Genomic DNA, 20,476 nt, shown 5'->3' with positions numbered 1-20,476 from the left:
GTTGAGAGGCGGGCAGCCGCTGCATTGCCAAGACGTGGCTGCACTGTTGATGGTCGTGAAAATGCAGGCAAAGGGGTCGGAGTCACGATGATGGATGATGCCATCCGTAGTATTCATGCAATGGAAATTTTGGATTCGCGCGGCAATCCTACGCTGGCGGTCCAGCTGGAGTTAGCGGACGGATCGGCCGTGGTGTCGCGGGTCCCATCAGGAGCGTCGACGGGCGCGCACGAAGCGGTTGAGCTACGGGACCATGACAAGGCGCGTTATGGTGGCAAGGGCGTATTAAAGGCCATTGACCATGTGAATACCATTATTGCTCCCGCGTTGAAAGGGATGTCGGCCACTGACCAAGTCGCGATCGACCAGCGCATGATTGAAATGGACGGCGATCCGCAAAAGGCGCGTTTAGGGGCCAATGCGATTCTTTCTGTGTCCTTAGCGGTGGCCGCGGCGGGAGCCCACAGTCGGCGCCAGCCCTTGTATCGCTACCTTGGTGGACTCAATGCGGCATTATTGCCGGTGCCGCTGCTCAATGTGTTGAATGGTGGCGCTCATGCCGATAACAATGTGGATATTCAGGAGTTTATGTTGGTTCCGGTTGGTGCCTCGACATTCCGCGAAGCGATGCAAATGGCCCAAGAAACCTATCAAGCTTTGAAGTCTTTGCTCCAAGCCAAGGGATTGCGGACGGCGGTTGGGGATGAAGGGGGATTTGCACCCGACTTGGAATCCAACCGGGAGGCGCTTGATCTCCTCGTGGAAGCCATGGAGAAAGCCCATGTGAAACCAGGCGAGGATATGGTGTTGGCCTTAGATGTTGCGGCCACGGAATTGAAAAAAGATGATGGCTATCAATTTGAAGGCCAATTGCTCACGGGGATGCAGCTCATTGATTACTATCAGCTTTTGGTGCGGGATTACCCGATTATTTCCATAGAAGATGGATTGTCGGAGGACGATTGGGACCACTGGCAGCTCCTGACGGACCGTTTAGGCGACCGGATCCAATTGGTGGGGGACGATTTATTTGTGACCAATCCCGAGCGCATTGCCCGCGGCATTGATGAGGCGAGTGCCAATGCCGTCTTAATTAAGCCCAATCAGATTGGCACGGTGACCGAAACGCTCGAGGCTATTCGTCTTGCACGCAGTGCCGGGTGGAATGCGGTGGTGTCGCACCGATCAGGAGAGACCGAAGATACGATGATTGCGGATTTGGCGGTTGGCGTGAATGGTGGACAAATCAAAACCGGGGCGCCGGCACGGGGTGAACGCATTGCCAAATACAATCGTTTGTTGACGATTGAGCAGTCCGATTCAGCGTTGACCTATGCGGGATGGGAGGCCTTTCGGCGATGAATCTCGAGCTGGCTCAAGTTGGTGACGGTGTGTTCGCGACCAATCGTGCCGCCATGCAGGCGGAAGTCGCGGATGTCATCGTGTTTGACATGGATGGGGTGTTGATTAACGTCCATGGCAGTTACCCCGTCGTGATTTGTCAAACCGTCACCGCCTATTTGCACGAGCAAGGCTTTGTGGGCGATGAGCTGGCCGTCACGCCTGATGAAACTGCCTATTTTAAAGCAGCAGGCGGCTTTAACAGCGATTGGGCACTGTCTCAAGGTCTGGTGCTCGTGTTCTTGGTCAAGGCGGTTATGGCTGGGAGCCGGGAAATCGCAGGGTTGCGTCACGTGGATCCGAGCTTTTTAAGTCTGTCCCGGGCCGTGGCACAACAAGGCGGGGGGCTTGAGGGATTGAGCCGCGCCTTGCAAGGGCTGGTCGATGAAAAGGACTTTGAGGACATCTTGCAGCGTTGGGACCGCAAGCGGATTTCGCAATTGGCGATGGAGTATTATGCCGGGGATGAAATGCTTGAGGTCTTTGGCGTACCGAACGAAACGGTGAAGGGCCAAGGGCTTATGCACCAAGAGCATGCCCTGATTTCTCGCGAGGAATTGTTGAGGGCGCCTTTTAGATACGGACTTTATACGGGGCGGAATTTTGGCGAGGCCCAGATGGCGATGCGCGCGTCCGGACTTGAAGGCATTTGGACACCAGAGGCCATGATGACGGAGGATAGGGGAGTTCACAAACCCGATCCGCAAGGCTTGGTCAATATTGCGCGTGCGCTGTCGCCGCGGTTGATGATTTATGTGGGGGACAATCTAGATGACTGGCAGGCGGCTTCGCGCTACGAGGCGGAGCGTTCTTTAGATGATCCGCCGTGCTTATTTTGCGGCATGCTGAATGGATCTCCCGGTCCCATGGCGTACGGACTTTTTCAAGAGCGTGGCGTGGATTTGATGGCACATAGCGTGAGCCAATTGTTGACATGGCTGACACGGCGCCGCCAGCGCACGGCTTAACAAGAAAATTCCTGCCCCGGGCTATGGCCCGGGATTTTTTGCTTTCGCTGCCAAAATGCCCCTGGAACATTCCTTTCGGCGGTTTTGTATCATGCAGTATCGCCGAAGGAGGGCTAAAAATTATGCAGGCAGAAGAGCACTTAGATAATTTGAAGATGACGCGGTTTCACTACCGCCTCATCACGGTGGCGGGTTTGGGCACATTATTTGATTCCATGGATGTCGGCATCATTTCGTTTGTATTGGCCGCATTGATTGGTGCATGGCGGCTTAACAGTCTGATGATCGGCGTGGTGGGGTCGATAAGTTTGGTGGGCATGGCGATTGGGGCGGCGTTGGCCGGAACAGTGGCGGACCGTCTGGGTCGACGCAAGATTTTTATGTTGACCCTAGCGATCTACAGTTTGGCGACGGGCTTGTCGGCTGCGTCGGTCGCGTTATGGATGCTGATTGTGTTTCGTTTCATTGTCGGATTGGGCTTAGGCGGGGAGTTGCCGGTCACTAGCACTATGGTAACGGAGTTTTTGCCTAGAAAGGACCGAGGCCGCGGCATTGTGCTGCTCGAAAGCTTCTGGGCTGTGGGCTGGTTGGTGGCGGCACTGGTGGCGTATTTGTTGATTCCGCAATACGGATGGCGCAGCGGGTTCTTGGTGGGCATGTTGCCCGCTTTGTATATTTTGTATTTGCGCCGCAATATCCCGGAAAGTCCCCGGTATTTGCTGCGTACGGGCCATGTGAAAGAGGCTGCGGAAGTGATGAGTGTGGCAGCAGGGCATGAAGTGGCGGCGACCACGTTGAGCGCGCCTAGCCGTGTCACCAAAACGCGGGTATCCGACTTGTTTCGAGGCGGGCAAAGCCCGAAAACGATCATGCTTTGGATCTTGTGGACGGCCATGAACTTTGCGTATTACGGGATGTTTTTGTGGTTGCCCTCGGTGTTGGTGACACACGGATATTCCCTCGTCAATTCGTTGAAATACACGTTGATTGTGACCATCGTGCAATTGCCCGGATATTTTTCAGCCGGTCTTTTAGTGGACCGTATTGGCCGCAAGCCCGTTTTGGTGGTATATATTCTGCTTTCGGCCGTTTCCGCCTATCTCTTTGGGCATGGCCACGGCACGGCGCAAATCTTGTTATTTGGATCCATGCTCTCGTTCTTCAATCTCGGGGCGTGGGGTGTCACGTATGCTTATACCGTGGAGCAATACCCAACGATGATACGGGGAACGGGGTCCGGATGGGCTATGGGAATTGGCCGTATTGGCGGTATCGTCGGGCCCTTTGTAGTAGGACTGTTGCTGGCTATGAAATTTGGTCTGCCAGCTGTCTTTGGTCTATTTACCGTTGCTTTGATCGTCGCCGCCTTAGCGGTCTTGATTTTAGGAAAAGAAACGAGGGGAGTCGCGCTTGAAGAATAGCGTGGCGGAATCTCACGCCTAATGCCTTTAATACGGGCATTAGGCTTTTTTATGCTATAATGGACTGACTTGTAAGACGGCTTAGCTCAAATCAACCTTGCAAAAGAACGGGGTCGAATACTGGTGATTGTCACATTGGTCGTGCTCGAAATTGTATTGTCCGTGGGCGTGATTGCGGCCATTATCTTGCAAACAGGATATAGCGCTGGCATTTCGGGAGCATTTGGCGGAGGTGGCGGCGGACCTGCGGGATATGGCGGCAAGAAGCAAGGGGTCGACCAGCTGCTAGAAAAAGTTTCATTGTACTTGGCCATTGCGCTGGGGATTGTGACACTGCTTTTAGCCCACTTTTGGCGCTGATCTCAGGGCTGCAACAGGCATATCATGAGCCTCTTGCGGCCTTCTCCTTTTCGTGGAAAGCCGGATCACGCTGGGGATCGGGAGATCTTGGGAGGGGAAAGCCTGGTTTTGAGGCTTTCCCCTGTTGTGGAATAGGGAAATGGCGGTGTGAGTCTTAGGCGTTATGGAAAAAAGCCCTATGGGCAAAATCCTTAATGAGACCAGAAGAGAGAAATGGACAAACACGGGAGACAGGAGGTGGACGATTGGGGAAAAAGAACAAGGCGGCGGGAGTACGAAAGATGCCAGGCAAAGAGTCGGCATATCATGACCGATTAAAAAGGTTGCCAGAACGAATTTTTGCGTTGTTGGCCGACCGGCCGCCCTTGCCTGAGGATCAGTTGTTAAAAAAATTGAATATTGCAAGGAGTCCTGGTAAAGGTCTTTTCAAGTTATATGGGCAATATCGCCGCGAGGGGTGGTTAGTGCGTGACGATGAGGGCCGTATGACCATTCGCACGCGCCACGGCCACTTGCGTATCAATCCGCGCGGCTTTGGTTTTGTTATGAATACCGAATTTCCGGGCGACGATGTGTTTGTTCCCGAACGCTGGTTTTTTGGTGCCCGCCATGATGATGACGTGTTGATTTGGTACCATGACACGCCCAATGGGTTAGAAGGCCGTGTCATGAACGTGTTGTCGCGAGCCACTCACGAAGTGACGGGACGGCTTGAGCGCAATCGCCTAGGATGGCGGGTGATCCCGGATGATGCCCGCAAGCCCGTGGTGGACGTCACGCTACCGAGCGGCCATAAGGCGCGGCCGGGCGATATGGTGCAGGCGACGATTACCGAGTGGCCTTTAGATCCCAGACGACCGGTCAGGGGCGAGGTTACGCGCACACTGGGCAGTCCATTGCAGCCCGGGGTGGATGTGTCGGTGGTGGCATTAGAGCATCATTTACCGCTCGAATTTCCCCGTCCGGTGCTAGAGGAGGCTAATCGTCTGCCAGATAGCGTGCAAGAATCGGATTGGGTAGGACGGCTAGACCTGACCGATGAGCTGATTGTCACGATAGACGGGGCGGACTCTAAAGATTTGGATGACGCGATTTCAGTGCGGGCTTTAGACGACGGGGGTTTTGAAGTGGGGGTCCATATCGCCGACGTCAGTTATTACGTAAAAGAAGGATCCCCGCTGGATTTGGAAGCCATGCAGCGGGGAACCAGTGTTTATTTGGTGGACCGGGTCATTCCGATGTTGCCCGAACGCCTGTCCAACGGCATCGCCAGTCTTAATCCTGGGGTGCTGCGCTTGTGCGTCTCTGCAATTATTCGCCTAGACCGGATGGGGCGGCGGGTGCATGCGGAATTTCACCGCTCCGTTATTCGCTCGCGCCACCGGTTAACGTATGAAGGCGTCAACGCGATTTTGGCAGGAAAGCAAGACGATGTCGAACATCTGCGTCCCTTTTTAGAGACAGCCGTCCATGTGCGCCATCTGTTGCGGGAATTGCGGCAAGCGCGGGGCGCTGTTGATTTTGATTTGCCAGAATCCAAAGTGGTGCTCGATGTGAATGGATTTCCTGTGGATATCGTGCCTAGGGAGCGAGGGCTGGCTGAGACATTGATCGAGGAATTTATGCTGTTGGCCAATGAGACGGTCGCGCATACGCTCTTGGAGCACAAATTGCCGGGTCTATTTCGAATTCATGAAGAGCCAGGGGACCGCATGGAGCAATTTCGGGAAATGATCGGCGCTTTAGGCTACCGCTTACCAGAAAAAGTGACGCCCAAGCATTTGCAAGACCTTATCGCGCGCGTCAAAGGCAAGCCAGAGGAGCGGGTGGTCAATAGTGCTTTGTTGAGAACGATGAAGCAAGCTCGCTATCAACCCGAAAACACGGGCCACTTCGGCTTGGCCACCGACGAATACACGCACTTCACCTCGCCGATTCGCCGCTATCCCGACTTATGGGTTCACCGCATTCTCACAGGATGGATGGAGAAGAGAGCGACGGGAGACACCTTGGCGCGTTGGAAGGCGAAAGTGGCGGAAATTGGGGAAATCGCATCCCAGCGAGAACGGGCCGCGATGGAGGCGGAACGCGATTCGGTCGCCTTAAAAGAGGCCCAATATATGGCGGACAAGCTCGGAGAACGGTATGATGCGGTGATTTCGGGCGTGACTAATTTTGGCGTGTTTGTGGAACTGCCCAATTTGATTGAGGGACTAGTGCGGATGGAAGATCTTCCGCCGGACTACTGGGTACATGACCCGGTCCACTATCGCCTGAAAGGCCAGCGAACAGGGCGTGAATATCAACTTGGGCAGCCGGTGACCGCCGAAGTGGTGCGGGTGGATATTCCCATGAAGCGGATTGACTTTCGTTTGGTTCAAGAAGGTGAAGCACGGATGCCAGCAAAACGTCGCCAAAAAGTTTAGCCCTTTGGGTTTAGGTATTGAAGACCGGCGGAAGACGAGAAGGCTTTGGACGACCGCTGTGAAAAATGGCGCAGTTTTCTCATAAAAAATTCATGCGTTTCTTATCATCCATGAAACCTTTTGCCCTGTCCGGCGTTATTGCTGGTAGAGGTGAAAAATATGCGGCTATGGCGAAACTGGTACATCGGCAATCCGAAACGCGCTATGACTCCGTTTCAAGCCCATATTGCGCTGGCGTTTAACAAGACCCGTATTGTGTGGAGCACGTTCGGTTCGGCCCCGTTATGGATTGAGGGACGGCTGTTCTGGCAGCAAGAAGAGGTGACATGGACTCGTTTGCAAGAGGGCTCGCATATTTGGTGGTGTGGCCAAAATGGGCAAACGGTGGTGATTGTGGGCCGTGGGCCGCGACCGGCTTTGGTGCTGAATCAAAATGCGTGGACGGGTATTGTGCCTGCGGGCCGCGGTTCGACTATGGGCATATTACCCTCGGACACTTTATGCACCGTGAAATTCACGGCTCCTAATCTTGTACATCATCAACAAGTGGCGCGCTGACTCCCAGCCGATCGAATTGAAATCCTGGCGAAATGATCATATAATTGAACAGCACATCGCCGGGGAGGACGACACACATGGCCAGAAGCGAGAAGCCGATTGCGGAAAATCGCAAGGCGCGTCATGATTATTTCATTGACGAAGTCGTCGAGGCCGGTTTAGTGTTGGTGGGTACGGAAGTCAAGTCGTTGCGGGCTGGGCGTGTGAATTTGCGCGATAGCTTTGCGCGGTTTGATAAAGGGGAGCTGTACCTGTTCAATTGTCATATTGCTCCTTATGAATATGGCAATCGCTACAATCATGATCCGTACCGCAGCCGCAAATTGCTGGTGCACCGGAAGCAGTTGCGGGAACTGGCCGCGCGGGTGAAGCAAGAGGGCATGACGCTGGTGCCATTGCGGATGTATTTTGATGTTCATGGACGGGCTAAATTGGCCTTAGCGGTAGCGCGCGGTAAAAAGAGTTATGACAAGCGGCAAACCATAGCCGCCAAAGAGGCTAGCCGCCGTATCGAGCGGGCGATGAAACAGCATTTTTAGCCTGTGCGGTGTATTGTATGGGGGCGAACTAGATTCGACGGGGATGAACGGGATGTTGGAACGCGAGCCGAGGGCCTGAGCCTCGTTAAAAAGCAGGAAACCATTAAGTGCCAAGAACAACGAAGAAAACTACGCTTTAGCTGCCTAAATCCCAGCTAACGCCAAAGCCTCTGGTTCCTGCCCGGCGACTTTTGGCGTAAAAAATGCAGGATACCTGGTATAGTGTCCGATATGCCATGGGAAACTAGGACTGGTTTGGCAACGACCGCGCTGTGGCGATCTTGTCAAATGAGATCAATTCCACGGCTACGCTCGTAGGGGTCTAACATGACGTATCTTCGGACGGGACGGGCAGTACGTCCCCGCCTCCACCAAGTTTTCTCCCGCCTTCCTGGGTGGGAGTTTTTTTTCGAAAGGAGATGGTGGCCATTCAGCGCCGCGATGGACGCAGTAATGATGCGATTCGGCCGGTCGAATTGCAAATGGGTTTTAATGAGTGGGCAGAAGGTTCGTGTTTAATTACGGCCGGACACACGCGCGTCCTGGTGACGGCGACGGTGGAGGACCGTGTACCCCCCTTTGTTCGGGGCACGGGCCAAGGCTGGATTTCCGCGGAATATGGGATGTTGCCGCGGGCGACCAATGATCGCACCTTTCGGGAAGCCACACGCGGCAAACAACAAGGGCGGACGGTGGAAATTCAGCGATTAATTGGGCGCTCATTGCGGGCCGCGGTGAATCTCAAGGCGATGGGAGAAAAGAGTATTCTTCTCGATTGTGATGTGATTCAAGCTGATGGGGGCACGCGGACTGCGGCTATTACCGCGGGTTTTATGGCGCTGACCCAGGCGCTATTGAAAATACATAAGGCGACGCCATTTACCGGGAAGCCGCTGAAAGATTGGATCGCGGCGATTAGCGTGGGACTATCGATGGGCGAAGTCTATTTAGATCTGGACTATCACGAAGATGTACAGATTGGCGTGGATATGAATGTGGTGATGACTAGTCAGCACCAGCTGATTGAAATTCAAGGCACCGCCGAGCACGGGTTATTCAGTCGCCAACAATTGGACTTGCTGTTGGATTTTGTGGAGCCCGGTATTGATGAACTGGTGGCGCTGGAACGGCAAGCGTTGCCAGAAGGAGCGTTGTTGATTGGCTAATTTTCATGAACACCCCATTATTTTGGCCAGCCACAATCGTGGCAAACTCGAAGAGTTCCGCCGCCTCTTTGCTAGTGTCGATCTCCCTTTGGTGCTGGATGACTATGGCGAAAAGGAAATCATTGAAGAAACCGGGGATAGTTACCGGGCCAATGCGCAATTAAAAGCCCAGGCGGTCGCGTCTCGTACAGGACGCTGGGCGCTGGCCGACGATTCCGGGGTCGAAGTCGACGCGTTAGGGGGATTGCCAGGCATTCATTCGGCGCGTTTTGTCAGTACCAACAGCTGGGAAAACAACCGAGAGATTCTCCTGCGTTTGTTGGAGGTGCCGTGGGCGTTACGCACGGCACGCATGCGTGCCGTCTTGTGTTTAGCATCACCCGATGGTCTCGTGTTTTTCTCAGAAGGCGTGGTCGAAGGGCGGATTCTCACCTGGCCGCGGGGTCAACAGGGTTTTGGCATGGATCCCATTTTCAGCATTGATGGCGAAACATCGTTTGCACAGTGGCCCCAGGAATATAAAGACCGGGTTTCGCACCGCGCTATGGCAGTGCAAGGTATTATTCCGGTGATTCAGCAGGTCATGGCGTTATAATGCGCTATGTGGTCATCAGCGATACGCATGGCCGGATAGCGAAATGGGCTAACCAACTTGTGAATTTATCTGACGTGGATGGCCTGATCTGTGCCGGCGATTTTTACCGCGATGGCTTATGGTTGGCACAGAAAATGGGGGTGCCCTATTACGGGGCTCAAGGCAACAATGACCATGACGTCCACGCTCCATGGGCAACGTTTTGGCAATCCCATGGCGTGCGTTTCGGGGTCATTCATGGCCACCAATGGCCTGCTTCGCAGCGATTGGCGGCTTTACAGCGCTTGGCTCACCAGTTTACTCTACAGGTTTTAGTCTTTGGCCACAGCCACAAACGGGAGTCCTATCACACATCAGAGACGTGGATTGTGAATCCGGGTGCAGGATTTCGGCCGGTGCAGTCCCCGCCGAGTTTCGGTTGGTTGACGTATGATGCTGAAGGTTCCCTGAATTTTTCGTGGGACGTGCTTTCCTAGACGCTGAACGACGATAGAATGAAGGCAACATCGTGCGAAGACCCGAAGAATGGAGGGAGCTTGTGAATCTTTATGTCTTGCTAGCGGCATTTTTAGCATCATCTGTGGAATTCGTAGAGGCGCTCTCCATTGTGTTAGCGGCTGCGGTGTTTGGGGTGCGCCCTGCCATGCGTGGGGTGTTTTATGCGGTCCTCACCTTGGCGCTCTTGGTGCTGATCTTAGGTGAGGGCATCTTGCGCGTGGTTCCCTTGCATGTACTGCAAGGGGTTGTCGGTATTTTACTCTTGTTATTCGGTCTGAAGTGGATTCGCAAAGCGATCTTGCGTTATGCTGGCCTTAAGGCACTGCATAACGAAGCAGAAGCCTATGCCCGGCAAGTAAAAAAATTAGAGGCCAGTGGCAATGCCGCGTTCGAAGCACAAGCCACGGCCTTTAATGGCGTGTTGCTCGAGGGCTTGGAAGTGGTCGTCATTATTTTGACCATGGGATCGGGAGCTCATGCATTTGGCAGCGCGATTTTAGGATCGGCTATTGGGCTGGTGGCGGTATTAGCGCTTGGCCTTGCACTGCGTGCGCCCTTGTCTCGGGTTCCCGAAAACACGCTGAAATTTGTCGTCGGTGTGATGTTGACCAGTTTTGGAACGTTTTGGGCCGGGGCTGCCTTAGGCGTGCATTGGCCGTTGTCGGAAGCGACGTTGTTAGTCTTGATTTCGGGATATTTAGCCATGAGTGGCTGGTATGTGAAAATGCTTAAGGCAAGGGGGCAGGCATCCGCATGAAGTGGGTGAAAAAAGTCTATGGACTCTTTGTGGAAGACCCCCTGCTGGCCGTTTTAGGATTGGGCTCGTTGCTCATTGCCTTTATCTTGTCGCATGTGGGTTTAGCCCAGTTGTCTGGCTTGGTGTTGTTTATATTTATTGCGGCGTCTATTTTTATAAGCTTACGCCGGTCTTAACGGCGTCATTGACGGCCCTTTATCCCTATGGTATATTATTAAATGCTTTATGTCGGGGCGTAGCGCAGCTTGGTAGCGCACTTGCTTTGGGAGCAAGGGGTCGCAGGTTCGAATCCTGTCGCCCCGACCATTTTTATTGTCAAGGAGTACGCCACCACCCAGAGCGTCCCCGTAGCTCAGTGGATAGAGCGCGGGACTTCTAATCCCGGCGTCGCAGGTTCGAATCCTGCCGGGGACACCATCCTAAATCCATTTCACCGCAAGCGATTGCGGGCTTTTTGTTGTGTTTGTGTTTTGCCCGGCCGTTCACCGCGGCGCCCAGAGCCGATGGATGCGGTTCAACCCAAGAGACGTACTAGACGATCCATCAGGGGAGAACGGTGATGGCGCCAGACCCCAGACTATCGTAGCGACGTAATGGACGCGTGAACGCGGAATTTTCGGTCCCCGGTGCGCCAACATGGAGCACTCTGCCGCATGAAACCCGTGGGCCAATTCCTTCGATCCTTAAGATTCTGCATCATCCACATTCGGGCCGGATAGCGGCCTAGCAGGATTTTCGGTAAATGAGGTGTCCATGCGACAGTATTCCGTGATGGCCGGACCCGCCTCCTTTGCGAAAGATTCGGGATATTTAAATCCCTAAAACTCCTCGGGCTGACATGCGGAGTCTAAGATAGATTGATGCGGGAAAGAGTACGGGCTGGCAACGGGGTATATTTTTCCGTGCAAATCGCTTATCATAATGGTAGGGAAAGTAGGGATGGTTTCTTGTTGGGCAGAAAGGTGGCGAAGACATGGCAGTGCCCATCATTGATAATGCTAAAGTGATGGCCAAGGGACAGATCACACTCCCGAAAGATATTCGATCCCAGTTACGGTTGTCGACAGGCGACCGGGTAACGCTCATCTGTGAGGATGATCGCGTCATTCTGATGAATTCGGCCGTTTATGCGATGAAAATGCTGCAACAGGACATGGTTGGAGAGGCTGAGAAAGTCGGCTTAGGTTCGGACGACGCGGTCATGGATCTGGTAAAAGTGGTGCGAAAGGAAACCGATTGACTGTGAAGGTGTTGATTGATACCAACATTCTTCTTTCAGCCTCGCTAATTCCGTCCGGGGTTCCGTATCAAGCCTACGTAAAAGCGGTTACTCATCCCAATTATGGATTCATAACTGACCAAAACATTGACGAACTGCGGCGGGTGTTTAATCGTAAGTTTCCGCACAAGATTCCGGCCTTGGAACGTTTTTTGGCGTTGGTCTTGACGGTTGTGGAGGTCGTTCAGACACCCGTTGGCGGAATTGCCGACGAAGTCCTCGTGCGCGACGCTTCGGATCGTCCTATTCTTCGCGCTGCCGTTGCCGCGCATGTGGACATACTCATTACCGGAGACAAGGATTTTCTGGAAGCAGGCATTACGACGCCGCACATCATGACGGCGCGCGAATTTGTTCAAATGGACGTGGGGTAGCGATCCCATGACCTACCAGATGGACGGAAGGCGTGGGAGCTGATGCTTAAGTCTTGCCCTGACCCGGTGGTGCCGGACTGGAAGGTATTTAACCGGTTGGGGCGCGTCATCAGGAAGAGATGGAATGGATGGGTGTTTGGGAGCGGCACCGTGGACACTCAGCCACCCCAAATCCTTTGATGCTCAAGGATTCCAGCGCATCGGAATGACATGGTAGACACCTGAGCGTGATTCTTCTAATCTCGTATCGCAGGTTCGAATCCTGCCGGGGACACCACAAAAATTTGAGACACCGCAAGCGATTGCAGGTTTTTTGTGTTTGTGTTCCGCCAGGCCGTTCACCGCAGCGTCACCCAGAGCCGATGGGAGACGATCCGTTGGGGGAGAGCGGTGATGGCGCCAGCCCCAGACTATCGTAGTGACGAAATGGACGCGTGAACGCGGGATTTTCGGTCCCCGATGTGCCAACATGGAGCAATTCTGCCGAATGAAACCCGTAGGCCCAATTCCTTCGATCCTTAATGTTCTGCATCATGCACATTCGGGTCGGATAGCGGCCTATCAGGATTTTCGGTAAAATGGATGCGTATGGTAGTTGCAAATGGACAGCAGGAATATATTTTGGAGAATGATGGATGATGAGCACTAATTCAACGACATTCATCCCGAACATCCTGGAGTAGGAAACGTTCTCAATGATTCCCCAATGGGGGAAGGGCCAACAGGATGACTTGATCGGTAGCCCCGGTAGCTATGACATGGATATTGTTCTGCTGGCACCCGGAATGTCTTATTTTGATGATATTCTCCACGTATCCATGACGCAGTAGGAAACTCATATATCCTACAGCTAGAGGGCATGACTGGGTTTAAGGTGATGTCTTCCCACGGTTCTAACCATGTAAGGGTTGTGGCTAACGAACAGAGTCGATTGGCTAAGTTGCAATGTTCTGTTTCAGCAGATAGTCGTGAAGCGGCGGAAATCCAAGGATTGAACCTCGTGGGCACCACCCTCAGTCACATCTCCACTAGCAGCGTATGGGTCCGCATGTTGATTTCCGCCGGAATCAAGCCTTGGCCCACCAACAAAGCCGTCACGCGCAGTATGTGGCCTATTTATGCTTTGTATCGGGAAGGGGGATCGACAGTGAACCCCTTTTACCAGTTTCTGTGCTTTTACAAAGTTATGGAAGGAATGCGCAAATTGCGAAGCGGCCTTCACAAGGACGTTGCTCTGGAAACGGGAACCTCCTTGTTTTGTCCAAAAGAAACTCGTGAAGAGCAATTACCCACATGGAAAGCCCTCATTAAGTAACGGGCATTCGAGAAGCGATACCTCCTCATATATGGTCGTCGCGCTGACGTGGAGAATTCAACTTAGGCGGCCATTCGTCAACATTCGATGAGCGGTTCATGGCGTGGGATTCCTTGAGTCCGACTCTACAACTTAGCGACGCCGTGACTGCTCAAGTGGATAAATACGGCTACCACGCAGTCATGATTCAACCAACAATCAAAATCGGCTCTAGAATGGCGGTCGCTTATGCCAGTTAAGGACAAGCAAAAAGCTGTTGCCAACACGCACGATATCGCGACAAAGAAACTTAGCCCTAGCGAGCACGACGGTGGCCATATTGGGATGAGTGGGCTAATAGGGACAAGGAGGCATTCTTCGAGCCCGATGAGGAATAGCCCTGAAGAGGAATTTGACGGGGCGTCCGGTGGCCATCGTATCTATGGATATAAAACGTCCTCCACCAGTCAAGAGAGAGTGAACTCTTACTTCGCCCGCCTCAAGTGTTGGTACTAATTCATTTTGGCAGGGGTTGGCCAATGGCTGCCATCGTAGGCCCGGTCATTGGTTAAGGCGGTTGGCATGACTTCGCGGCAAAATGCCCACACGGCCCGTCGCAAGCGGAGTGTGTGGGCATGACGCGGTGATAATGAGATTAGCGACGGGGCAGGGAAGCCCCTAACCGGAATTGTCGCGGATACCGTTTTGACTGTCGACCTTCACGAACGTGATTTGTGACCAGAACGATCAGAATGCCATCTGTTTTACTTCACGATGGAACCTCCGTACCTCATCCCACGACCAGCGTGCAAAGGCTCGAAGCCTATTTTGGGCGCATCACGGGAACGTGGGGGCGAACTATGAAGAGCTGGGTGCAGCCACAGGCACCGTCGACGGGGACCATACGGTGTCGCCGCCGGTTCCCGCTGAGGCTGCCGAGCAGGCGGTTGTCGTCGAGCCCAATTGCATGCGCACGTACCTTGCTACCGGTTCACCATCGCGGCCATCTGCGCGTGGAGTCCCCGTCGGACCATCAGGGGATTCCACGCGGCGAGTGTGCGAGGACGGCGTCAGCCGCCCCCTTAGGGCGACGACGGACATCAACAATCCTCCCCTTCTGAAGCATGACACCGCTTCCACTTGTTTGACATTGCTACGAATTTCGCGTGTCCGTGGGCTTTGACACAAGGCCATCTTCCTAACGGGTAACGTCCCGGAGGACGACCGGGGGCGAGAGTCTCGCGGGGTGCCACTGAAGATGTCGGACGGTTGTGTTTAGCCGTCCCAGCGCCGGGATGCTATACTACGATCCGCCCCGTGGGAAACGGTGTTTGAGGGCCTATGCAGAGGTTGTTTGTCCCAGCCGGCGTTAATCCGCAAGGTACTATCTCTTCCGTTTGAGATCCCCGGCCTGCTACCACACCTCGGCCTCGTACGCCTCCACGCCGGACAGTCTCATGATCCGTTCATAACCGTCGTCGGTCGTGGCTACTAAGGAAAAGTCGAAATCGATCTCGCGGAAGACACACCAGGCGTGGTCTTCAGGCCACCAGAGGAAGGGTGTCACTGAATAAATACCGCGTGCAACATCATACACGGCCTCGATGGGGCCAGAGGCTAACCAATAGGTGCGGCCACTGGGGGCCCAGCCCGGCGGTGCCCACCGTGGCAACCGGGCAATCTCCTGGCAAAATTGCTGGCGTAATCGCCGCCGCTCGTCAATGTCGGGGCGTGTACGGTCGTCATGGACCTCCGCCCACCCGCACTGATTCGCGTTCCATTCCCCGGTGGTGTCGCAAAATCCCATCCAGATATGCTCTGGGGTCGTGGTCAAGCGGCGCAGCACAGGAATGAGCTTTTCCAGGACCACGGGCGACAAGTGCCAGTGTGGTTCCTCGTCGAAGGGCGGATCCTGGGGTCTCGCTTTTGGGGGCAATAGGTCTTCGAATCTCAAGGCCTCGTCAAGGTCCTGATTCGACCACTGGGCGACGGTGGCCCATGATACGGGGATCAGCCGTCGTTCGTGCTGATCCCACGTGAGCCGCTCCACGCTCGGACCGGGATTCTTCCATGCTGGATGATTCAATCGCACATAGCGAGCATAGCCGCGCGGGATAAGTTTTCCGATGAAACGATGGTCTCCGCCTGACCATAGGCTAGGATCATTCAGCCACGTGGTGGCCGATAAGTCCGCATAGAGCTGTAGGTCAGGTGGCCACCCAAAGCGGCCGATGTCGAAGATATCCGTATCCGTGCGCATGGGACCCTCCGCTGTTGTTTTTAGTTTAAATTGTGCTGATCTTACTATAGCTGATAGGAATCCACTGTGGCGATAACGGGGGCGAAATTACCGTAAGGGCGCCAGATGAGGCGAATATTTGGAATGTGACCCAATAGTGTTTGTTTGGAGGCGTTCTACGGCCATGTGGATCAGAAGTTCTAGGGTTTGACGGTTCCACCGTTGGAGTTGACTGGGATGTATCTGGTGTTCAGCCGCAATCTGAACGACCGGCTTCTCTTCCTTTAGCTAGCATCTCCGGCAACGCTTGGGCTTTGAACGTCGCTGCATGATGTTTTTGCTTTGGCACACGTGTTCAGTGGATGTATGTCGGACACCAGACACTGAGACTCTAACCGGATCGGGTATTCAGACTCGGATGCGGTCTGATAATGTAGAACTCGAGGGATCCGCGGCCGACAATAGATAACTTCGATAGTGGTAACGATCCCACTTCCGCGTTGCCGATTGATCACCGATTATAATATAAGCAGACAAACGCTCTCGTAAGTCGAACTAATGCCGTTGATCTGATTGTCCGGGATCCTGCTGATCTCCAGGAACGTCTGAAGTGGACTGATCCATTTGTCGAAAATATTTTAAGAGAAGGCAAGGTTCTCTATGCCAAGCCATTGCATTTCCTTGGTAGATTTGAAAGCGACGAAACCCACAAATCTTAGGAGGATCACACAATGGTTCACGGAACCGGCAGCTCAACGCGCGTCGGGACGTTGACGTTGGAAGTCCCGCGGACGCGGGACGGGAAGTTCGGCCCTACACTCTTTGAGTGGTATCAGCGGCAGGGAAAAACCCTCGTCCTGACCCTGATGGAAATGGTGGTGAAAGGCGTATCGACCCGTAAAATTCAATCCTAGGATATAAGGATGCCTGCTAGCCTTGTGCGGTACTCCTAAGGGACCATGACAGATATATCGTCGAGTTGTTCATAGAAAACAGCTGGTAGGTGCAGGCCAGGGCGAATAACTGTAATAAGTAAGGTGTTCGCATCATTTTTCTTGACGATGGTCCACTTTCCTAACACATTCGAATTTGGGGTGTGCATGTACCGTCTCTATATACGCTCGACGCGGAGACTCGACATAGAAGTCAAACGTTAACTGCGCATCTCGTATCATTATCCTGTGTTTTGAAAAATATTTTATCGGCAACGTCGACAGGTAGGCCTTGACATCTTCGGGAAATGTCTTTGGGCGGCGTTGTGTCTTGACTAGCTCAAGGTCTGCGAGTCTAATCGCAGTATTAATCAACCCAGCAAGTGCCGCAGGCCGGTGGAGTTTTTCAATAAATAGCTCGCCGTATTCGAAATGAACCTCCGGGTCGATAAGGGATTTCTGAACCCAAGCTTTGTTTGCCTCCAGTGAAATCCCCAGGGCTACGAACCGATGTACCGTTTCCCCCAAATCAGACAGTCTGCCTGACTCAGGGTCGAAAAAGAACGTTAAAACATCTCCGTCGGGTAATAGAAACGGAGTTTCCATGACATATTTATTTATAGGTTCCTCGTAGTGGCAAGTGAACAACCATGGCATTGAACTTACCACTTGATCGATCACACTGCATGTCACTTCAGACCCACCTGCCTTGCACTGTCAAGTTACCCAATTGTTTAGATTCATAGTCAATGTGACATTCATGAAGAAAATTCCCCAGCGACTTCTGCACGTCCGATGGGTCTTCAATATCTCCTGGTTCATAGGCCCATTGATCTTGGTATGCATCTGTCCATTTGTGCTTGTGTAGTTTATCGATTTTTGTTCGGGAATTTGCGCCTGGATTCCTGTGTGGTTTATTAAAGTCCAGCCGTCGAATATTTTCACTCTTTCCGTACCTCAATATAAATGTAAACGTTTTTGCCTTATCGTTGTATGGTAACACAAGGTCCAAGGGTCGAACATCACCCGATTCCGTGAGAAGCACTCGTGCATCTGCTCTGTAGAGGAACGGCGCCTCGGATCTCTGTTTCCATTTGACTTTGTCGTGTAACGCCTTGGGCTGGATGAGGAACACTTCCGATTCAGCTTCTGTTAACGCCATAAGGCCTCGCTTATTATTAGTTGTTATTAAATAATTACTTATACAATAATTAGTCTTGAACAAGAAAAATCGTTTTCGTCAAGATGGAATGGCTCTTCCGAGTCATGTCAGAACAAACCGGGCCAAAATGCCATGAGATAGAAAATGAATACATCAAATATTTCCAAGGACAAACGCGTTTTTGTCTACCCCACTCACTCAAAACCTCATTATCACCAATGGAGGACCACAGTTATGTGACTCTGCGGATTGCGGAGGTTTCGGTGGAATGGGTGAATTGATGGGACCGAAACGGGGAATGACAACGCCACCTGTGTTCACATTTGCTGTATGCGGTTTCCGGCATTTGTCCATCGAGTATCCTTCGTCTCAAGTTACAGAAGGCGTAAGAGTGGCTCAACACATCAACACTTATCTGCAAACCACTAGTCTTCCGGTGCCTAGTACACAGGGATGGGTAGTGGCGAACTTGAGTGAACAGATTGTAAACATGCAGGTCAGTTGGGATCATAACGCTTTGACATTTCTGACATCGAGTACGGGACCATGGAATTCCAATTTAAGCGGCGGATACTTATCGGCTCTGGATATGGCTACCCATATCCAAAAGAATTAACCTAATTAGAGGCTGTTTTATGACCGACTTTTGAGGCCTCGTGTTTAGCTAGGATAATAACTAACCGGGATTTGCGTTTGGGAAGCTCTGTTCCTTAAGGCCCGCATAGAGCTCGGGAAAGGCGATAAATCCAAAAAGTCGTTCGCCGTGTAAGGCCCCTGGCGACGGAAGAGAATGGTCTAATGGGATTTGAGACGGGTGTTTGGGAGCGACGGCGTCGATCCTGTGAAACCCTAGAGCCGGCAATATATAAGGTTTGTAGCGCATCAAAGTATCGCCTTAGACACCTGATTACGGTTCTTCTAATCCATGTTCGAATCCTGCTGGGGCACCATCTCAAACCCGTTCACCGCAAGTTTTTTTATTGCTTTGGTTTCCATTTTTTTAATGGTCTTTTATCCTCGCGGGCGAGAAACACTGTGCATCGCGGGCGATGCGGTCTAGTTTGTGCCTCAGAATAATCCGCTGTATTGTTCACAATATGGTCGAATTACTGCTGAGCGTTTAAGGGCCCTTAATGCGCATTAGTGACGTTTCGTCGTTTATTCGTTTAGCCAAGTAATCCCCTCATGATGAGAATGTCAGATAAAAGGGCAGATAAGGTCTTCTGCAGAGACTCCATTTGGGATGGATGACATTAGTCAACACAAGGATTACCGAAGATATTGTGCCTCGGTTCCCCAAAAGCCTTTTGCGGTTATTTCGTTTAATTCGTATAATGTGATTGAGAACGAGTAGACTAATTCGCGGAGAGGAGGGATCCTTTTGGCTGATCAAATATTAATTGGGCCAGACGAGCAAGATCTCGAAATCATTAAGCGAGTGGCTGGCGACTTAGTTGCACATCCGAATACGAACTATGTCTTGGTGGATGATCAGCATGTTGAGGTAAAGCTTCCTACTCCGCTGGTGCGCGTTTTAATGGAGGCAGCGAGACAACTAGCTAAGGGCAATTCTGTGTCCATTCTGCATTACGAACAGGAGCTGACGACACAGCAGGCTGCGGATTTGCTGCAAGTCTCCCGTCCGTATTTGATTCGTTTGTTGGAAGAGGGGAAGATACGCTATCACCTCGTGGGATCTCACCGCCGGGTACGGTTGGGTGATCTTTTGGACTTCAAGAGCACACGGGACAGTCTACGTAAAGCCAATGTCAATGAAATGGTGCGGGTGTCGGAGTCTTTAGGGTTATACGAGTCGGATGATTTCGACGAACGGGAGCCATAAATATGGCTTTCGTTGCGTTTCTCGACGCATGCGTCCTATTTCCTACGAATCTCCGCGATGTCATTTTGACCATTGCGGAAGTCGGCATCTGTCAAATCCGGTGGAGCCCGGATGTTTTGGATGAGTTGCAACGGACCTATATCAAAAAAGCGAAGGGAGATACTGCCAAAGTAGAGGCTGGTGTGAAATATTTGCTCGATATCATGACCGATGCGTTCCCCGATGCCATGGTAGATCGCAGTTATTATGTACATGCGATTCCCGCGATGCCGAATGATAAGAAAGACCGACATGTGCTAGCTGCAGCTATTGCTAGCAGGGCTGATGTATTGGTTACCGCTAACCTTAAAGATTTCCGTGTGCCCGCCGGATTCTGTGACACGGACGTGCAGCATCCGGACGATTTTTTGTGCTATCAATTGGAGCTTGCCCCACAGGAGTTTTTTTACGCTCTTAAGGACCTCGCATCAAACAGACATAGTCCAATGAATTCAGTTTCCGGAATCCTAACATCACTTCAAAAAACGGTTCCCAATTTTGCTTTACAAGCCCAAACCATGTTATCCGATTATTTACTATAAAGGCCGAGGTGTTCTGAGTATCCGGACTTCCCTCAATTATGGGGCGCAACGTTGTGCCATTCGGACGATCATCGGAACCATAG

22 protein-coding genes, 2 tRNA genes, 1 other RNA gene and 1 pseudogene are annotated in these 20,476 nt (G+C 52.4%); 22 read left to right on the top strand and 4 right to left on the bottom strand.

All coding sequences use genetic code 11. The annotated features are described in order from the left end of the window. The first annotated feature begins 87 nt into the window (after positions 1 to 87). The 17 genes from eno to CO251_RS05955 all read left to right on the top strand — a co-directional run bounded on the left by eno (position 88) and on the right by CO251_RS05955 (position 12,342). Positions 88 to 1,362 carry a phosphopyruvate hydratase gene (gene eno / locus CO251_RS06035; protein ID WP_103374898.1) on the top strand — a complete coding sequence of 425 codons (1,275 nt, stop codon included), beginning with the start codon at positions 88 to 90 and terminating at the stop codon, positions 1,360 to 1,362. Next, entirely contained in the window at positions 1,359 to 2,369 is a 1,011-nt protein-coding gene (locus tag CO251_RS06030) for an HAD family hydrolase (RefSeq protein ID WP_103374897.1), read from the top strand. Before eno ends, CO251_RS06030 begins: the two co-directional genes overlap by 4 nt. Before the next feature lie 122 nt (positions 2,370 to 2,491). Further along, the gene (locus CO251_RS06025) at positions 2,492 to 3,790 is read left to right on the top strand and encodes an MFS transporter (RefSeq protein ID WP_103374896.1); all 1,299 of its coding nucleotides are present in this window, start codon (positions 2,492 to 2,494) and stop codon (positions 3,788 to 3,790) included. 123 nt (positions 3,791 to 3,913) lie between these two features. Beyond that, positions 3,914 to 4,150, top strand: a complete 237-nt coding sequence (secG, locus tag CO251_RS06020; protein WP_103374895.1) for a preprotein translocase subunit SecG — start codon at positions 3,914 to 3,916, stop codon at positions 4,148 to 4,150. A gap of 245 nt (positions 4,151 to 4,395) precedes the next feature. After that, complete coding sequence (gene rnr, locus CO251_RS06015) at positions 4,396 to 6,576, top strand: ribonuclease R (protein WP_242968354.1); 2,181 nt, start codon at positions 4,396 to 4,398, stop codon at positions 6,574 to 6,576. A gap of 159 nt (positions 6,577 to 6,735) precedes the next feature. Beyond that, complete coding sequence (locus tag CO251_RS06010; protein WP_103374894.1) at positions 6,736 to 7,134, top strand: hypothetical protein; 399 nt, start codon at positions 6,736 to 6,738, stop codon at positions 7,132 to 7,134. Between the two features lie 77 nt (positions 7,135 to 7,211). After that, a complete protein-coding gene (smpB, locus tag CO251_RS06005; protein WP_103374893.1) occupies positions 7,212 to 7,673 on the top strand; it encodes an SsrA-binding protein SmpB in 462 nt (153 codons plus the stop codon). A gap of 19 nt (positions 7,674 to 7,692) precedes the next feature. After that, positions 7,693 to 8,047: a transfer-messenger RNA gene (ssrA, locus tag CO251_RS06000) on the top strand. Between the two features lie 54 nt (positions 8,048 to 8,101). Then, positions 8,102 to 8,839 carry a ribonuclease PH gene (gene rph, locus CO251_RS05995; protein WP_255398105.1) on the top strand — a complete coding sequence of 246 codons (738 nt, stop codon included), beginning with the start codon at positions 8,102 to 8,104 and terminating at the stop codon, positions 8,837 to 8,839. Continuing rightward, a complete protein-coding gene (locus tag CO251_RS05990; RefSeq protein ID WP_103374892.1) occupies positions 8,832 to 9,434 on the top strand; it encodes a non-canonical purine NTP pyrophosphatase in 603 nt (200 codons plus the stop codon). Before rph ends, CO251_RS05990 begins: the two co-directional genes overlap by 8 nt. Further along, on the top strand, positions 9,434 to 9,910 hold the full coding sequence (locus CO251_RS05985; protein ID WP_103374891.1) for a metallophosphoesterase: 477 nt from the start codon (positions 9,434 to 9,436) through the stop codon (positions 9,908 to 9,910). The genes CO251_RS05990 and CO251_RS05985 overlap by 1 nt, the downstream gene beginning before the upstream one ends. Positions 9,911 to 9,972: 62 nt before the next feature. Further along, the gene (locus CO251_RS05980) at positions 9,973 to 10,689 is read left to right on the top strand and encodes a COG4280 domain-containing protein (RefSeq protein ID WP_103374890.1); all 717 of its coding nucleotides are present in this window, start codon (positions 9,973 to 9,975) and stop codon (positions 10,687 to 10,689) included. Then, positions 10,686 to 10,865 (top strand): hypothetical protein, encoded by a 180-nt coding sequence (locus CO251_RS05975; RefSeq protein WP_103374889.1) that lies wholly within the window; start codon positions 10,686 to 10,688, stop codon positions 10,863 to 10,865. The genes CO251_RS05980 and CO251_RS05975 overlap by 4 nt, the downstream gene beginning before the upstream one ends. Before the next feature lie 53 nt (positions 10,866 to 10,918). Continuing rightward, positions 10,919 to 10,995: transfer RNA gene (locus tag CO251_RS05970), tRNA-Pro, on the top strand. 35 nt (positions 10,996 to 11,030) lie between these two features. After that, positions 11,031 to 11,106 (top strand) — tRNA-Arg (locus tag CO251_RS05965). A 556-nt stretch (positions 11,107 to 11,662) separates the two neighbouring features. After that, the gene (locus tag CO251_RS05960; RefSeq protein ID WP_103374888.1) at positions 11,663 to 11,929 is read left to right on the top strand and encodes an AbrB/MazE/SpoVT family DNA-binding domain-containing protein; all 267 of its coding nucleotides are present in this window, start codon (positions 11,663 to 11,665) and stop codon (positions 11,927 to 11,929) included. A 2-nt stretch (positions 11,930 to 11,931) separates the two neighbouring features. Continuing rightward, on the top strand, positions 11,932 to 12,342 hold the full coding sequence (locus CO251_RS05955; RefSeq protein WP_103374887.1) for a putative toxin-antitoxin system toxin component, PIN family: 411 nt from the start codon (positions 11,932 to 11,934) through the stop codon (positions 12,340 to 12,342). Positions 12,343 to 12,691: 349 nt separating this feature from the next. Here CO251_RS05955 and CO251_RS05950 read toward each other — a convergent pair whose 3' ends face one another. Continuing rightward, on the bottom strand, positions 12,692 to 13,006 hold the full coding sequence (locus CO251_RS05950; protein WP_103374886.1) for a hypothetical protein: 315 nt from the start codon (positions 13,004 to 13,006) through the stop codon (positions 12,692 to 12,694). 195 nt (positions 13,007 to 13,201) lie between these two features. Between CO251_RS05950 and mauJ the strand changes: the two genes are divergently transcribed. Beyond that, positions 13,202 to 13,657, top strand: a complete 456-nt coding sequence (gene mauJ, locus CO251_RS05945) for a methylamine utilization protein MauJ (protein ID WP_146039002.1) — start codon at positions 13,202 to 13,204, stop codon at positions 13,655 to 13,657. Positions 13,658 to 14,494: 837 nt separating this feature from the next. Here the strand turns inward: mauJ and CO251_RS17175 are convergent. Both CO251_RS17175 and CO251_RS05935 read right to left on the bottom strand, forming a co-directional pair. After that, positions 14,495 to 14,737, bottom strand: a complete 243-nt coding sequence (locus tag CO251_RS17175; RefSeq protein WP_146039001.1) for a hypothetical protein — start codon at positions 14,735 to 14,737, stop codon at positions 14,495 to 14,497. A 313-nt stretch (positions 14,738 to 15,050) separates the two neighbouring features. Next, entirely contained in the window at positions 15,051 to 15,896 is an 846-nt protein-coding gene (locus CO251_RS05935) for a hypothetical protein (protein ID WP_103374883.1), read from the bottom strand. A gap of 731 nt (positions 15,897 to 16,627) precedes the next feature. On the opposite strand from CO251_RS05935, the pseudogene CO251_RS05930 reads away from it, so the two are divergent. Beyond that, a pseudogene (locus CO251_RS05930) lies at positions 16,628 to 16,780 on the top strand (transposase); the annotation flags it as partial. A 141-nt stretch (positions 16,781 to 16,921) separates the two neighbouring features. Here the strand turns inward: CO251_RS05930 and CO251_RS05925 are convergent. After that, a complete protein-coding gene (locus CO251_RS05925; RefSeq protein WP_146039000.1) occupies positions 16,922 to 17,488 on the bottom strand; it encodes a hypothetical protein in 567 nt (188 codons plus the stop codon). 749 nt (positions 17,489 to 18,237) lie between these two features. On the opposite strand from CO251_RS05925, the gene CO251_RS17170 reads away from it, so the two are divergent. The 3 genes from CO251_RS17170 (at position 18,238) to CO251_RS05905 (ending at position 20,393) form a co-directional block, all read left to right on the top strand. Further along, complete coding sequence (locus CO251_RS17170) at positions 18,238 to 18,585, top strand: hypothetical protein (RefSeq protein ID WP_146038999.1); 348 nt, start codon at positions 18,238 to 18,240, stop codon at positions 18,583 to 18,585. A 765-nt stretch (positions 18,586 to 19,350) separates the two neighbouring features. Then, entirely contained in the window at positions 19,351 to 19,812 is a 462-nt protein-coding gene (locus CO251_RS05910; protein ID WP_103374879.1) for an excisionase family DNA-binding protein, read from the top strand. A 2-nt stretch (positions 19,813 to 19,814) separates the two neighbouring features. Beyond that, on the top strand, positions 19,815 to 20,393 hold the full coding sequence (locus CO251_RS05905) for a PIN domain-containing protein (RefSeq protein WP_103374878.1): 579 nt from the start codon (positions 19,815 to 19,817) through the stop codon (positions 20,391 to 20,393). Positions 20,394 to 20,476: the final 83 nt, after the last annotated feature.

Source organism: Sulfobacillus sp. hq2 (assembly GCF_002903155.1).
Taxonomy (GTDB): Bacteria; Bacillota; Sulfobacillia; order Sulfobacillales; family Sulfobacillaceae; genus Sulfobacillus; species Sulfobacillus thermotolerans.
This window is presented reverse-complemented; position numbering and strand designations above follow the sequence as displayed.

What these genes read in the sequence shown, in the direction of transcription:
- eno (WP_103374898.1), top strand. Translation starts at nt 88, where the DNA reads ATGATGGATGATGCCATCCGTAGTATTCATGCAATGGAAATTTTGGAT.
- CO251_RS06030 (WP_103374897.1), top strand. Translation starts at nt 1,359, where the DNA reads ATGAATCTCGAGCTGGCTCAAGTTGGTGACGGTGTGTTCGCGACCAAT.
- CO251_RS06025 (WP_103374896.1), top strand. Translation starts at nt 2,492, where the DNA reads ATGCAGGCAGAAGAGCACTTAGATAATTTGAAGATGACGCGGTTTCAC.
- CO251_RS06010 (WP_103374894.1), top strand. Translation starts at nt 6,736, where the DNA reads ATGCGGCTATGGCGAAACTGGTACATCGGCAATCCGAAACGCGCTATG.
- smpB (WP_103374893.1), top strand. Translation starts at nt 7,212, where the DNA reads ATGGCCAGAAGCGAGAAGCCGATTGCGGAAAATCGCAAGGCGCGTCAT.
- CO251_RS05985 (WP_103374891.1), top strand. Translation starts at nt 9,434, where the DNA reads ATGCGCTATGTGGTCATCAGCGATACGCATGGCCGGATAGCGAAATGG.
- CO251_RS05975 (WP_103374889.1), top strand. Translation starts at nt 10,686, where the DNA reads ATGAAGTGGGTGAAAAAAGTCTATGGACTCTTTGTGGAAGACCCCCTG.
- CO251_RS05960 (WP_103374888.1), top strand. Translation starts at nt 11,663, where the DNA reads ATGGCAGTGCCCATCATTGATAATGCTAAAGTGATGGCCAAGGGACAG.
- CO251_RS05950 (WP_103374886.1), bottom strand. Translation starts at nt 13,006, where the DNA reads ATGAATGTCGTTGAATTAGTGCTCATCATCCATCATTCTCCAAAATAT.
- mauJ (WP_146039002.1), top strand. Translation starts at nt 13,202, where the DNA reads ATGACTGGGTTTAAGGTGATGTCTTCCCACGGTTCTAACCATGTAAGG.
- CO251_RS17175 (WP_146039001.1), bottom strand. Translation starts at nt 14,737, where the DNA reads ATGTCCGTCGTCGCCCTAAGGGGGCGGCTGACGCCGTCCTCGCACACT.
- CO251_RS05935 (WP_103374883.1), bottom strand. Translation starts at nt 15,896, where the DNA reads ATGCGCACGGATACGGATATCTTCGACATCGGCCGCTTTGGGTGGCCA.
- CO251_RS17170 (WP_146038999.1), top strand. Translation starts at nt 18,238, where the DNA reads ATGGGTGAATTGATGGGACCGAAACGGGGAATGACAACGCCACCTGTG.
- CO251_RS05905 (WP_103374878.1), top strand. Translation starts at nt 19,815, where the DNA reads ATGGCTTTCGTTGCGTTTCTCGACGCATGCGTCCTATTTCCTACGAAT.